The sequence below is a fragment of the Thioclava sp. UBA3469 genome, from assembly GCF_002378135.1.
GTDB lineage: Bacteria > Pseudomonadota > Alphaproteobacteria > Rhodobacterales > Rhodobacteraceae > Thioclava > Thioclava sediminum.
Genome location: NZ_DFRG01000103.1, coordinates 1 through 13,568, shown reverse-complemented (window position 1 = coordinate 13,568; position 13,568 = coordinate 1). Strand labels below are relative to the sequence as shown.

General features: G+C 63.0%; 15 protein-coding genes. 5 read left to right on the top strand and 10 right to left on the bottom strand.

The genetic code is table 11. From position 1 onward, the window contains the following. From B3D39_RS08665 to B3D39_RS08650, 4 genes are all read left to right on the top strand, one after another. Nucleotides 1–626, top strand: a 626-nt coding sequence (locus tag B3D39_RS08665) for a flagellar hook-basal body protein (protein ID WP_286789604.1), incomplete at its 5' end; no start/stop codon positions are given. Next, a complete protein-coding gene (gene flgA / locus B3D39_RS08660; RefSeq protein WP_274962483.1) occupies nucleotides 626–1,051 on the top strand; it encodes a flagellar basal body P-ring formation chaperone FlgA in 426 nt (141 codons plus the stop codon). The genes B3D39_RS08665 and flgA, both read left to right, overlap by 1 nt. 10 nt (nucleotides 1,052–1,061) lie before the next feature. Continuing rightward, nucleotides 1,062–1,787 carry a flagellar basal body L-ring protein FlgH gene (gene flgH / locus B3D39_RS08655; RefSeq protein ID WP_274962484.1) on the top strand — a complete coding sequence of 242 codons (726 nt, stop codon included), beginning with the start codon at nucleotides 1,062–1,064 and terminating at the stop codon, nucleotides 1,785–1,787. Nucleotides 1,788–1,796: 9 nt separating this feature from the next. Then, the gene (locus B3D39_RS08650) at nucleotides 1,797–2,330 is read left to right on the top strand and encodes a flagellar basal body-associated FliL family protein (protein WP_274962485.1); all 534 of its coding nucleotides are present in this window, start codon (nucleotides 1,797–1,799) and stop codon (nucleotides 2,328–2,330) included. 42 nt (nucleotides 2,331–2,372) lie between these two features. Here B3D39_RS08650 and B3D39_RS08645 read toward each other — a convergent pair whose 3' ends face one another. The 10 genes from B3D39_RS08645 to B3D39_RS08600 form a co-directional block, all read right to left on the bottom strand. Continuing rightward, on the bottom strand, nucleotides 2,373–2,741 hold the full coding sequence (locus B3D39_RS08645; RefSeq protein ID WP_274962486.1) for a hypothetical protein: 369 nt from the start codon (nucleotides 2,739–2,741) through the stop codon (nucleotides 2,373–2,375). Further along, nucleotides 2,729–3,820, bottom strand: a complete 1,092-nt coding sequence (locus B3D39_RS08640) for an EscU/YscU/HrcU family type III secretion system export apparatus switch protein (protein ID WP_274962487.1) — start codon at nucleotides 3,818–3,820, stop codon at nucleotides 2,729–2,731. The genes B3D39_RS08645 and B3D39_RS08640 overlap by 13 nt, the downstream gene beginning before the upstream one ends. Continuing rightward, nucleotides 3,817–4,605 carry a flagellar biosynthetic protein FliR gene (locus B3D39_RS08635; RefSeq protein ID WP_274962488.1) on the bottom strand — a complete coding sequence of 263 codons (789 nt, stop codon included), beginning with the start codon at nucleotides 4,603–4,605 and terminating at the stop codon, nucleotides 3,817–3,819. Before B3D39_RS08635 ends, B3D39_RS08640 begins: the two co-directional genes overlap by 4 nt. Continuing rightward, nucleotides 4,602–6,686 (bottom strand): flagellar biosynthesis protein FlhA, encoded by a 2,085-nt coding sequence (flhA, locus tag B3D39_RS08630; RefSeq protein WP_274962489.1) that lies wholly within the window; start codon nucleotides 6,684–6,686, stop codon nucleotides 4,602–4,604. Before flhA ends, B3D39_RS08635 begins: the two co-directional genes overlap by 4 nt. After that, nucleotides 6,686–7,432 carry a transglycosylase SLT domain-containing protein gene (locus B3D39_RS08625; RefSeq protein WP_274962490.1) on the bottom strand — a complete coding sequence of 249 codons (747 nt, stop codon included), beginning with the start codon at nucleotides 7,430–7,432 and terminating at the stop codon, nucleotides 6,686–6,688. Before B3D39_RS08625 ends, flhA begins: the two co-directional genes overlap by 1 nt. An 84-nt stretch (nucleotides 7,433–7,516) precedes the next feature. Beyond that, nucleotides 7,517–9,826, bottom strand: a complete 2,310-nt coding sequence (locus B3D39_RS08620; protein ID WP_274962491.1) for a hypothetical protein — start codon at nucleotides 9,824–9,826, stop codon at nucleotides 7,517–7,519. Beyond that, complete coding sequence (gene motA / locus B3D39_RS08615; protein WP_078522271.1) at nucleotides 9,823–10,692, bottom strand: flagellar motor stator protein MotA; 870 nt, start codon at nucleotides 10,690–10,692, stop codon at nucleotides 9,823–9,825. The genes B3D39_RS08620 and motA overlap by 4 nt, the downstream gene beginning before the upstream one ends. A 77-nt stretch (nucleotides 10,693–10,769) precedes the next feature. Continuing rightward, entirely contained in the window at nucleotides 10,770–11,372 is a 603-nt protein-coding gene (locus tag B3D39_RS08610; protein ID WP_274962492.1) for a MotE family protein, read from the bottom strand. Continuing rightward, nucleotides 11,369–11,722 (bottom strand): hypothetical protein, encoded by a 354-nt coding sequence (locus tag B3D39_RS08605; RefSeq protein ID WP_274962493.1) that lies wholly within the window; start codon nucleotides 11,720–11,722, stop codon nucleotides 11,369–11,371. Before B3D39_RS08605 ends, B3D39_RS08610 begins: the two co-directional genes overlap by 4 nt. Nucleotides 11,723–11,733: 11 nt before the next feature. Then, the gene (locus B3D39_RS08600) at nucleotides 11,734–12,225 is read right to left on the bottom strand and encodes a flagellar basal body-associated FliL family protein (protein WP_274962494.1); all 492 of its coding nucleotides are present in this window, start codon (nucleotides 12,223–12,225) and stop codon (nucleotides 11,734–11,736) included. 122 nt (nucleotides 12,226–12,347) lie between these two features. Between B3D39_RS08600 and fliF the strand changes: the two genes are divergently transcribed. Further along, nucleotides 12,348–13,568 (top strand): flagellar basal-body MS-ring/collar protein FliF (gene fliF, locus B3D39_RS08595; RefSeq protein ID WP_274962495.1); only part of this gene is annotated, 1,221 nt, incomplete at its 3' end.

Below are 13,568 nucleotides of genomic sequence, written 5' to 3'. Positions count from 1 at the left end.
TCAACGCGACCGATGGCACGACCATTCCCGCCGGGGTACAGCTAGGCCTCGGCGTGCGCCCGACCGCCGTGACGGTCAACATCGCGCAAGGCTCGCTCAGCGCGACGGGCGGCGATCTGGACCTCGCGATCGACGGCAATGGCTATCTCGAGGTGACGCTGCCCTCTGGCATCTCCGCCTACACGCGCGACGGTGGGCTCAAGCGCAACGGCACCGGACAGATCGTGACGTCGGACGGCTATCCGGTCGTGCCCGAGATCACCATTCCGAACGACGCGCGCGCCGTGGCGATCAACGCGCAAGGCGAGGTTTATGCATATTTCAGCAATCAGGTCGCGCCGCAGCTACTCGGCCAGTTCACCTTGGCGAATTTCTCAAACCAGAAGGGGCTGGAGGCGATCGGATCGAACCTGTTTCTCGAAACCGGGGCCTCGGGGCCGCCCAATGTGAATACGCCCGGCGCGGATGAGTTGGGCACGCTGCGGCAGGGCTATCTGGAAGAAAGCTCGGTCGATCCGGTGCGCGAGATCACAGAGCTGATCAAGGCGCAGCGCGGCTACGAGTTGAACGCGAAGGTCATTTCCGCCGCCGATCAGATGCTTGGCGCGACGACGCAGGTGCGGTGATGCTGAGGCGGGCGATCCTGATTGCGGCATCCGGTCTTTTCCCGGGCCACGCCTTGGCGGACACGCTCGTCGCGCTGCACACCATGCGCGCCCGGACGATCGTCGCCCCCGCAGATGTCGGGCTGCAACCGGGCGAGATGGCCGGGGCGTTGACCGGGCCGGAGGAAGCGATCGGCCTCGAGACGCGTGGGGTGATCTATGCCGGTCGCCCGATCCGAGCCCGCGATCTGGGGCAGCCCGCCATTGTCGAGCGCAATCAGATCATCCCGCTCCTGTTCCGCCGCGGCTCGTTGGAGATCCGAACCGAAGGCCGAGCGCTCGATCGCGCCGGCATCGGAGAGACGATCCGCGTGATGAACGCCGCTTCGAAAACCGTGGTCTCCGCGACGCTTGGCGCTGACGGAACCGCCCATGTTGCCCCATGAGGAATTCGCGATGAAATCTCCTGCCCTGTTGCTTTTGTCGATCACGCTCATCGCCTGCGGGCGGCTCGAGCAGGTCGGTAAGGCGCCCGGATTCACGCCGATGGAAGGCGGGAACGAGTTCTACGCCATGGCCTCCTCACCACTGCCCGTCACGACGGAGGCGCGCAGCCCCGAACAAGAAGCCTCTCTTTGGTCAGGTGCGCGCAACTCGCTGTTGGGCGACCCACGCGCCGCCAAGCGGGGCGATATCCTCACCGTCGTGATTGAGATTAACGATAAGGCCGAGATCTCGAATTCGACGGGCCGCTCGCGCAGCGGATCGGATACGATGGGGGTGACCTCCATGCTCGGCATTCCCCAGCGCATCGACAGGCGTCTGCCAGACGGGGCGAGCATGGCCGACGCCGTCTCGACCAATTCGAATTCGACCTATTCCGGCGACGGGCAGGTATCGCGCAACGAGAAACTGACCCTGCGCGTGGCCGCAACGATCATCGAGACGCTCCCGAATGGCGTGTTGCGTATTCAGGGCAGCCAGGAGGTGCGGGTGAATTTCGAGGTGCGCGAGCTGATCGTCACCGGTTTCGTGCGCCCCGCCGATGTGAGCCGCCAGAACGAGATCACCTATGACAAGATCGCTGGCGCGCGGATTTCCTATGGCGGGCGCGGGCAGATCACCGATGTGCAGCAGCCGCGCTACGGCCAGCAGATCGCCGATATTCTCCTGCCCTTCTGAGGTTTCGAAATGCTTGGTAAACTCCTCCCGCTTCTCCTCGGTCTGATCGGCCTCGCCGGTGGCGGTGCGGCCGGGTATTTCCTGCGCCCCGCCCCTCCGCCCGCAGAACATGCCGCCGACCCGACCGCTGCAGAGGGGGCAGCGGAAGGAGATCACGGCGCCGCTGCGGAGGCTCATGGGGACCCGGCCGCTGCCGACCATGGGGCCGAGGGCGATGTCACCTCCGAATTCGTCAAGCTCAACAACCAGTTCATCGTGCCGCTGGTAACCGAGTCGCGCATCTCCGGCATGGTCATCCTGTCGCTCAGCCTCGAGGTGAAGGTCGGCGAAACAGAAACCGTCTACCGCGCTGAGCCGAAATTGCGCGATGCGTTCCTGCAGGTGCTGTTCGATCACGCGAATACGGGGGGATTTCAGGGCCTGTTCACGGATTCCGCGAACATGTCGCGCCTGCGTCGCGCCCTGACCGAGACCGCACGTAGCATTCTAGGTCCCGGTGTTCTTGCGGTTCTGGTTTCCGATATCGTGCGTCAGGACAGCTAGGTCCGATCCGTAATCTCTGCGAAAGACGAGAAGTCCCGCGCCTCAGCGCGGTGCGCCTCGTTTCGGGTGACCGAGTTTCGTGACAACGTCATGGCGACCCACCGCGCGCGCGGTTGCGCCATGCTGCGCAGCAAGCGCGGGGTCGAGCTCCTTCCGCGCGGCGCGTAGCCGCGTGTCTTCCAGCGACAGGTAGCGCAGATAGGCGAGGGTGCTTTGCCCGGAGGCTGGTTCCTGCGCGAGCGTCTCCCGGGTCGACCGATCCTCTGCCTGTAGGCTGGCAATTCGCGCATCGAGCGCGCGCGCCCGGGCGTTCAGCCGTGCGAGCGCAGCCAACTCCGCCTCCCGCTGCATACGGGTCAATCGGGCGAGCGCCGCCAGCCGCTTTCCCTGCAATTTGCTCATTTGCGCCATGCTGCACCTCCGCGGGCCGCCTTGCGCATCTTCTCCGCAAAGCGGATCGCCGCCGCCACGGGTTTGTAATGCTCCGGTCGGATTTCCTCGCCGATCTCGATCGCCGCGAACAGCGCCCGCGCGGTCGGCGGGTCCGAATGCACGGGCACCGCATTTTCCGCCGCGATCTCGCGGATCCGCGCCGCGATCGCATCGACCCCTTTCGACAGGCAGACCGGCGCACGACCCGAGGCGCGATCCCATTTCAGCGCGACCGCGTAATGGGTTGGGTTGACGATCACGACATCGGCCTTGGCGGTGTCGGGAACCGATTGCCGCATCGCAAGCTCCATCCCCTTCTGACGTCGCTGTGCCTTCAGATGAGGATCGCCTTCGGATTGCTTCATTTCGTCGGTCAATTCCTTGCGCGTCATCCGGTTGCGGCGCAGGAATTCGGACCGCTGCCAAAGATAGTCGATCGCGCCCATCGTGGCGGCGAGGGCAGTGACGATCATCAGAAACTCGGCGATCATCCGAAACAGCAATCCCACGATCTGCACCGGTTCGAGACGCTGCGTGAGCAAAATCAGATCGGCGCGCGCCCTGAGGTAAATGAAAAGAATCGTCGCGATCACTGCGAGTTTCGTCGCGCTCTTGGCGAATTCGAACAGCCCGCTGCGTCCGAATTTCTGCGCAGCATTCTTCAGCGGATTGATCCGGCTGAGCTTTGGCTGGATCTTGTCGGGCGCGACCACGATCGCGCGTTGTGCCCAGTAGGCGACGAGCGCGGCGATCATCGGCACCACGAAAAACGGCGCGAGCGGCAGGAGCAGCGTGCCGATAATCCGTCCGCCCAGTGCCGTCCCGCCACCAAGAAACTGCGCCGCCATCTCATCGGCGCGATCCAGCATCGCCATCGCGCCACTGCCGAACCGCGTCACGCTGTAGATGCCAAGGCCGAGCAGCGTCGCAAGAAAGCTGCCATAGACGGCGGCCACGGAAATCTCGGTCGAGCGCACCAGATCGCCCTTGCGCCGTGCTTCCTCCAACTTCTGCGGGGTTGGATCGAATTCCTTTTCGCCGGCGTCGTCTTCGCTCATCGCACGGCTCCGAACGGGTTGCCGAGGAAGGCCATGACCGCCTCGCGCCAGATCGCAATGGCGGTGGGCGCACATAGTGCAAGCAGGATCAGCCCGCCTGCCGTGAGTGCCGGGGCGCCGACGAACGCCACCATCAGCTGCGGCATGGCTCGGTTAATCGCGCCAAGCGCGACGTTGTAGATCAGCCCGGTGACCGCGAAGGGGGCGGCGAGCTTGAAGGCGAGCGAAAACGCATGCGCGACACCCGAGACGCCCCAGCGCCGCAGCGCATCCGGATCGGGCCATTTGCCCACCGGTAACACCTGATAGGTGCCGATCAGAAACTCGATGAGTTGGACATGAAATCCGAGGCTCATCAGCACCGCGATACCGGCGATCAGCAGCAGGTTCCCGATCGCGGGTTGCGGTTCCCCGCCCATTCCGCCGAGCAGCTGCGAGAGCGAACTCGACTGCGCCGCCATTGTGCCTGCGATTTGCAGAGCGAAGACAAAGGCGCGCAATCCGAAGCCAAGAAAGAGGCCGATCGCGATTTCCGAGATCAACCAAATCGGCAAAGCCGTCCCTTGGTCGAAACTGGCGAGCGTCGGCGCGACGGCCGGAACCGTCACCAGGGTTATCGCGAGTGCGACCCCCGTCTTGATCCGCGCCGGCAGGCTCGTCTCGCCAAAGCCCGGGGCCATGGCGACAATCCCGCCCACCCGCAGCAAGACAATGAAACCTATGAACAAAAAGCTTCGTGCTTGTTGCAGGATCTCGCTGAGCAGATCGAGAAGTGACGGGCTCATGCGGGGACCTGTCCGACCATCGCGGGCCGCGCCTCCAGGCCGATTTCTTCGTAGCTCAGGACCGGCGCGTTCAGCCCTTTCGCGTTGATGACCGTGCGCAAGAAACGCCGCCTGCGCCCTGAAGAGACCAGTGCCGGGAAGGTTCCCGCTTGCGCCGACCCGGCGAGTTTCTCGGCGATATTCGCCGCCAGCTTGTTGAACAGGTCAGGTGGCAAGGCGACATCGCTGCCCGCCTCGCCACCGATCGTGTATTTTCCGAAGCGTTCCTCCCAATCGGGCGCCAGCTGGATCAGGGGAATCGTGCCGTCCTCGCGACGCAGATCGGCGACGAGCTGGAAGCCGAGGCGCTGCCGTACATGTTCGCAGATCTGCTCGGGGCTTTGCAGGTGGCGCGCCTCCGAGATCGCCTCGACGATCAGCAGAAGGTTGCGGATCGAGACCCGTTCATCGAGCAATAGCCTTAACACCGAAAGCAGAAGATCGACCGGCACCTTGTCGGGAATGAGCTCGTCGAGAACGCGTCGATTGGCTTGTGCGCGCGTCGGATCGGAGAGGTTCGCGACTTCGTCGAGCAGCCGACGCAGCGCCCGCAACGTCATCAACCGCGAGAAATTCGCCTTTATCACTTCAAGAAGATGCGTCGCGAGCACCTCCGTCGGCCCGACCACGGTCGAGCCGGCGAGCGCCGCGTCTTCCTGCTGATGGGCGGGCACCCAAAGCGCGGGCGCGTGAAACACCGGTTCGCGGACCTCCTCGCCGTCGGGCAGAAAATCGCGATTGTCCGCGATCAGCGCAAGAACATGCTCCGGCATCAGCCGATCGCGTGCCTGCTCCACACCCTGAACGCGGATGCGGTAATGACCGGGCGGCAAGGTTGCGTCGTCGGTCAGGCGAATTTCGGGGAGGATCAATCCGAAATTCGCCGCGACGTGATTGCGCATGTTGGAGATGCGCGCGTCCAGACCCGTCGCCGGATCGAGCGCCATCTTGACCAGATCCGGGGCGAATTCGACATGGATATCGTCGATGTCGAGCACGTCACCCATCGATTTCTGCTTCGGCCCGGTCTCTGGCGCGGGCATTTTCATCGCTTCGCGCCGTGCACGCGCCCTTTCGGCGCGCCGCAGCATATAGGCCGCCGTGCCGAGGATGACGGCCCCTGCGGTGAACGGCACGAAGGGGAGGCCGGGCACGAGACCGAAAAGCGCCATCAAGACCGCAACGGTGGTCAGGGCGGCCGGGTATTTACCAAGCTGGCGGAACAACTCCAGATCGGTGGAGCCTTTCGCCCCGCCGCGCGACAGAAGGATGGCCGCCGCGATCGAGATGATGACCGCCGGTATCTGGCTGACGAGGCCGTCGCCGACCGTGAGGATCGCATAGGTCTCAAGCGCGCGATCGAGCGGCATTCCATGCACGACGGTGCCGATAAGCAGCCCGACCACGAGGTTGAGCATCGTGATTAACAGCCCGGCAACCGCGTCCCCTTTGACGAATTTGGATGCCCCGTCGAGCGAGCCGAAAAAGGTGGTTTCCGCCTGCTCGCGTTCGCGCCGCTCTCGCGCTTCGGCATGGTCGATCGCGCCCGCATTCATGTCGCTGTCGATCGCGAGTTGCTTACCCGGCATCGCGTCGAGCGCGAAGCGCGCGCCGACCTCGGCCATGCGCCCCGCGCCTTTGGTGATCACGATGAAATTCACGATCAGGATGACGCAGAACACGACTAGCCCGATCAGGACCGAGCCGCTCATGATGAAATTCGCGAACCCTTCGATAACGCCACCCGCCGCACCCGTGCCCGTGTGTCCGTTTCCGATGATGAGTTTCGTAGAGGTAACGTTCAGCGACAGCCGCAGCATGAGCGTCGCAAGGAGAATGGTCGGAAAGGCGGAGAAATCGAGCGGACGTTCGATGAAGAGGGTGACGGTGAAGATCAGGATCGCGAGGGCGAAAGAGGTGGCGAGACCGATGTCGAGGATCCAGGAGGGCACCGGCAGGATCATCATCGCGATGACCGCCATCAGTGCGAGCGCCAGCAGGATCGTTGGCTGAAACGCGCGTTGCACGAGCGGGGTCGCCATCACATCCCTCGCGCTTTCCGCGCGGCACGCGCGAACAGGGAGGCGCCCGGGGCACCGCCCGCCGGTGGCGGCTCTGCGTCTTTCGACCTGAGCAGAAGCGGATAGCGGTTCCCTCGGCGTTGTGCTTGGGACGCGCTTTGTGCCAGCACGATGTCGGGAATATCAGGCAATGGACTGGCCGCGGCGGCGGAAGTGGTCATCACGTCTTTCGGGCCGCTTCTGCCCGCGAGTTTCGCGTAAAACCGGGCAAAGCGTGTCGAATAGCTGTTCGCACGCTTAGGCGTTCGCGAGTGATAGGCGCCCGCCGCTTTCTTCCAGTCACCGCTTTCTGCATAGAGCGATTTCAGAAACTGTGCCGCGTATCGAGCGTTTTCCAACGGGTCGAACATGTCTTCGATCGATGAGAAATGCTGCCCGTGCCATTTGAAATTGATCTGGAAACAGCCGACGTCGAAGCTTCGCGCGCCGCGTTTGAATTCCTTGAAAACGTAAGCGAGCGCCAAATCCCGGTTGTCGAACCAATGCCCAGCGCCTTCCATATTCACGGTCCACGGCCACGGCTCGAAGCCACCCGCGCCTTTGCGGCCGGTCTCATTTAGCGAGATCGCCATGAGCACCGCATAAGGAACGCCGCTTTCGCGCGAGGCTTGCTTCGCGGCGGCCTCGCATAGCTGGGGTTGCCCCGCCGCGGATAGCGGAACGAGGGTTAGACAGAGGACATAGAGAGCCCGCCGAAACCAAGGCATGGGATTTTCCCTTTGCAGTGCAATTCTTGCAAACCCAGACCTAGCGGCCAAAGATTTAGAAACCGTTTGCGCCGTTTCTGCGCGTCATTCCTGCGCTGTCGGCAAGGCAAGACGGTCGAGCATTTTCGACAGCGTTTCCCGCTCGGCCTGGCTTCGCTCCAATAGGTTGCGCGCTTGAGTGATCGGGCCGCCTTGGACCTCCGCCTCAGGCGGAGGCGGCGCAACGAAAGTTTTCAAAAACTGCTTCTCCACCGGATCGGGCGAGGTCTCCAGATTTGACCAGTCGCCCTTATGCCAGGACTGCGCGCGCGCATCGTCTGAATTGCCCGCGCGCAGGTAGGCGGCACGCGCGTCGTCGTGTCGACCGAGCCGGGATAAAGCCTCCGCCCGGAGTTGCTCGACTTGCTGACCGCCGAGGTCTTTCAGATGGGCGAGAGCAGCTGCAGGGTCCAACTCAAGAAGCGCTGCCTTAGCGAGCAGAGTTTTGTCCTGCTCCGTCAATGGCGCTGCCTTGCCGAGGAGGCGCACGGCGACGGCCGGCATTCCCAGAGAGATTGCGCGTCCGGCCAATTCTTGTCGCAGGTCCGGTATCTGCGCGACCTCCTCGGCAAGTGGCAATTCGTCGTAGAGAGTTCGAAGGAAATCCGCGTCGCTGGCTTGACCAACCAATCGTGTGAATATTGCCGCGAGCGTGCCGTTTGAGTCCGCGATCATGGTCGCATCGGCATAAATCTCAAAAGCTTTAGGAAATTCGGAATTCGCGGCGTGCCCGATCGCAGCGATGCGCCGCAGCTCCGGTGCCTCCGGCGCTTTGGCGAGTTCGAAGGCGAGCGCCTCTGCATTGGCGAGAGCTGCCGGATCGACCTCTCCGCCCGCATCGATCTGGCCGTTGAGCCATAGGATCAACGCGCGCAACCCCTGCTCTGAATTCGTCTTCGAAAGCGCCTCAAGGTTACCCAAAGCTTGTGGATCCGCATCTTGCGCTTGGATTTCCGCCTCCACTGTATCAAGCGCAGTTCGATCCTCCGTGGTTATTCGGCTGACCGCGGGTTCGAGAGAGCGTGCCACATCTGCGGCCCCAATCTGCGTGAGCCGAGCCACAAGGTTTGGCGCCAGAGACCGTCGCAGATCCGCCGGAAGTGCTTCGAAATTTCGGCGCAGCGCGGCGAATGCGACATCTCGTTTTTCGGGCGGCGGGTCTGATGCAAGGAAAGCCCAAAGCGCGACCGCACCATCGCAATCGGTGAGCCGCGCGAGCGGCGATGCGGCGGCGGCAGGGTCCTGATCGAGAACCGATCCGACAAAGAGCAGAGCATCTTTGCCAGGACCATCCTTACCCATGTCGCGCAAAAGCGCGCGGGCCTCCGTCCCGAAACCGAAGGCGATGTATAGCCCTGCCAAAGCCATCACCTTACGCGGGTTGGGGACATCGAATTCGCCCAAAAGATCACGGCGTGCATCGCTGATCTGCGCGAAGGCCGGGCGCTCGTCGATCCAGCTCGCGAGGTCGAAATATCGATCGGGAGGGCACTCGGATACCTCCAGTTGCGTCTGGGGTGGCGTGACGAGATGATCGCGATCAATCACGGTCATCGAATCGACTGCGAGATGCGGCGGCAGTGTCGGCGCGGGTGGACCCATCGGATTGTCAGCGCTCTCCGTGATCGTCTCGTTTGCCGGAGAGTTTGCTTGTTGTCCGCTTTTTGAAGGCCGGGCCTCTGAAGGCTTCACCTGAGCCGAGACGAGCCCCTGCGATGCCGCCCGCGAAATCTGGCGTAAGAGACTCTCTTCAATGCCATCAAGTCGCGGATCCGGTTTCGGCGGGATTTGCGGCTTGGGTGCGCCGTCCGAGATCGTCACCGGCGCAGCGGTGGTTTCGCGCATATGCGGCGGCTGCCAGAAGAGGTCGAGATAGTCCCGTCCAATCGCGACAGGCTGAACGGTTCTTTGCCGGGGCGGGGAGGATGGCCGCGGCGCATTCGTTGACCTAGATTCGGGTCGGTTGCGAATTGTAGCAGCTGGCGGCAGCGCGGTTTGATCTGGGGGGGCATCCTTGAGGTCGACGACGAATGCACCGCTCTCGAGAGAAAAGGTTTCGGGAACGATTCCGGGTGCGAGTTTCAGAAGAAGCGTGCCATCCGGCTCTGCAATAAGTGCATTCAACCTGTCACACGGGATCAACTCGAACACGTTTTGAATCGCATATTGCGGATTTGATGCGTCGGTCGCGAGGCGAAAACCTCCATCTACGGGTGCAAGAGCCCGACTGGCCGATGCGGGCAGATAGACCACGAGGCGGGAAAAGCCGTCATGTTCGCCCGATTTGACCGGAATTGGCGTGGCATAAGCTGGAGTGAAGGGCAGCAGAAAAAGAAGCGCGATCCAGAACCTCATGCCGCCTCCGATTTCACCGACTTCAAGGCCTCCTCGAGGTCGGAGAAGCTTGGGCGAATGTGGTGGGGCGTGTTCTGGCGACCGACCTCGATGCAGATATTGGTTGCGTGATTGTGCAGGTTGGCGATCAACACCTCGCGGATCAGTTTGTAGAAGTGGCTGTCTTCGTCGATCACCCCCTTCATCCGGCTCGCGAAGGGGGCGATGAATCCGTAGGCGAGGAACACGCCGAGAAAGGTCCCGACAAGCGCGCCGCCGATCATCTTGCCGAGAATTTCGGGGGGCTGGTCGATCGACCCCATGGTCTTGATGACCCCGAGCACCGCCGCGACGATCCCGAGCGCGGGCATCGCGTCGGCAACCGACTGCATCGCGTGGCTCGAATGCATGGCGTGGTGGTAATTCGCCTCGAGCTGCTTATCGAGCACCTCTTCCACTTGCATAGGGTCGTCGTAATTCATCGAGGCCGATCGCATCGTATCGCAGATGATGTCGATCGCCTCGTGATCGTGCAGGATTTTCGGATACTTCCCGAAAATCGAAGAGCTCTCCGGGTCTTCGATATGCTCTTCGATCGCGACGGGGTTCTGACGGGCAAGCCGGATCAGTTCGAACAACAGGCAAAGAAGATCGCGGTAGTCGTCGGGCTTCCATTTCGGTCCTTTGAAAACCTTTCCGACATCCTTCAGCGTGTGCTTGATCGAGGCCATGTCGTTCGACAGAACGAAGGCGCCGACGGCGGCGCCGCCGATCATGATCATCTCGAAGGGCAGGGATTTCAGGATGATCCCCATCTTCCCGCCCGCCGCGACATAGCCGCCGAAAACCATCGCGAAGATGATCACGATGCCGATGATGCCGATCATGGAAAGCCCCTTCCGTTTCTCTTGGGCGACTTTAAATGATTCGGTTTAAGAAATGCCCAAGACCCTTAACGTCTGCCTCAGTCGCGGGGCGCGCCTGCGTTGCGACCCGCCATCAGGACGCTGATCGCGTAGGCCGTTTTCGGCTCGAGGCTTTCCATAACCGCGGCTGCAGCAGCGGGGCGCATCCGGGCGAGAAAACCTGCGGCGAAATTCGGGTCCATTTCGGCAAATAGCGGCGCGGCCTGTTTCGGCTTCATGTTCTCGTAAAGGGTGACGAGCTTCCCGACATCTTTTTCGGCCGCGCCATCTGCCACGGCCACGGTCTTGGACAGCGCCTCTTCCGCCGCAACGAGATCATTCAGCCGCGCTTCCAATCGGGTTTCCGCAAGCGCGAGCGCATTTCGGCGGTCGCTCAACAACCCTTCCTGTTCGACGAGTTTCGCCTCTCGCACCTTGAGATCTGCAAGCATTGCCATGAACCCCGCGTCGTCGATGCAATCGTCTTCCGGTTTTGCCGCCTCGGTCTCGTGCGCGGGGCCGGTCGCCTCGCGCGCCCAGGCTCCGAATTGCGCAAGCTGCAATCCGCCGGACAGGACGAAAAGCGCGGCGATGATCCAGAGCGCACCGCGGCCCGGGCGGGATTTGCGACGGCCGGGTTTGCGCTTGGGCAGACGGTTCATTGCGCCGCCTCCATATCCGTTTCCCGGTGCCGTCGGCGCAGCACACGGCGGCGCGGTTCACCGTCATCGGGCAGATCGTGCAGCGAGGCCAGAAGCAGTTCGAGCTTCTCCGCACCTGCTTCCGCGCGTTCCGTCAGGGCGCGCAATTGCCGCTCGGACGTACCCGCGGTCGCCTGCGCCCGCTCGAGCGCGCGCGTCATGTCATCGACCTGTGCGGACAGCACGGCGATCGCCCCGCCCATCCCGGTCTCCAGCTGATTGAACCGCTTGAGTCTGCGCGCGAGCACGAAGCAATAAATCGCCGCCGCCATGGCCGCGAGTCCGGATGTGATTTCAGCAAGGAATTGCATTGCTCTCTCCCTCAGTTCAGCACGAATTCGATGACCAGAAGGTCGCGCACGCGCCCGTCTCCGGTGACCAGTTGCACCCGCCGCAACATCTGCGCGCGCAGGCGCATCATCGCGTTTGGATCCTCCAGAAGGCTGACATCGACCGCGCGCAAATACCCATTCAGCACGTCCATCACGCGCGGCTTCAAAAGCTCCACGTCATGTTGATAGGCGCTGGGTACCTCAAGCTCGGCTGCGAAACGCAGATGGCGCGCGGATGCCCCGCTCAGCGTGATCGCGAGCGGTTCGAGTGCGACATAGGCGATTTCGGGAAGCGCCTCGGGTGTGTGCGTCTCCGGCCCGGCGGCGCCGTGCGCCGTGTCCGGAGGCGCGAGAATCAGCCCCGAATAGACCGCATAGAAGCCCCCGCCGCCCAGAAGAAGCATGAGCACGAGACCGATCACGAGCATCAGCTTGGACTTTTTCTTTGGTGGCTCTTCGGCCTCTGCAGTGGCATCCGTCATGGGGGCCTCGCTGTTGCGGTTCGAGACTTGGAATACCCGAGTCGGACTAACCGATTGTTAATCGCATTAAGGGAAGGTGCCTGCGACGCTCGGGTAGAACGCCCGCTCTCTGGAGGTTCGTCTTGCAGCAACTCATCGACACTTGGGCCGGCTTGGATATGCGCAGGAAACTCGCCGCAGTTTTTGGGGTGATCGCCATGATCGCCACGGTTTTCGCCATCGGGTCGATCGCGTCGAAGCCGACGTTTGCGTTGCTTTACGCGGGGCTTGGCAGTGCGGAATCGGGGGAGGTGATCTCGGCGCTCGAACAGCGCGGTGTGGCCTATGAGGTGCGTGGCGATTCGATTTTCGTCGCGGCGCCGCAGCGCGACGAATTGCGTATGACGCTTGCCTCGCAAGGTCTGCCCGCAAGCGGGGGGGCGGGCTATGAACTGCTCGATTCGCTGTCGGGTTTCGGCACGACCTCGCAGATGTTCGACGCGGCCTATTGGCGCGCGAAAGAGGGGGAATTGGCGCGAACGATCGCCGCCGTGCCGTCGATCCGATCGGCACGGGTGCATATCGCGCATCCGACGAATATGCCGTTTCGCGGGACGCCCGAGCCGACCGCCTCGGTGACGATCACGCCGACGCTCGGGGGCTTGAGTGGCGCGCAGGCGAAGGCGGTGCGCTATCTGGTGGCCTCGGCGGTGACCGGTATGACGCCCGAAGATGTCTCGGTGATCGACTCGGCGCGCGGGCTCATCCCCTTTAGCGATAATCCCGCGCTGCCCGGCAGTGGGGAGGATCGCGCGCAAGCGTTGAAGCAGAATGTCGAACGGCTGCTCGAGGCGCGTGTGGGGCCCGGAAACGTCGTGGTCGAAGTGGCGCTCGACACCGCGACAGAGCGCGAGGCGATCACCGAAAGGCGCTTCGATCCGGAGGGGCGCGTGGCGATTTCCACCGATACGTCGGAGACCTCAAAGACCTCCGACTCGACCACGCCACCGGCAACGACCGTGGCCTCGAATCTGCCCGATAACGGCACCGGCGAGACCGGAAAATCGCAAAGCCGCACGAGCGAGACACGCGCGCGCACCAATTTCGAGGTGTCGGAGACGCGGCGCGAATTGCTGCGCGCGCCCGGCGCACTCAAGCGGCTCAGCGTGGCCGTCCTCGTCGATGGGGTTCGCGGGACCAATCCGGACGGAACGCCAAGCTGGGAGCCACGCAGCGATACCGAACTGGCCGATCTGCGCGAACTCGTCGCCTCGGCGGTCGGGTTCGACGAGGCGCGTGGCGACGTGATCACCCTGCGGTCGATGCAGTTCGAGGCGCTGCCAGAGGCGGGAACCGTCGCAGGG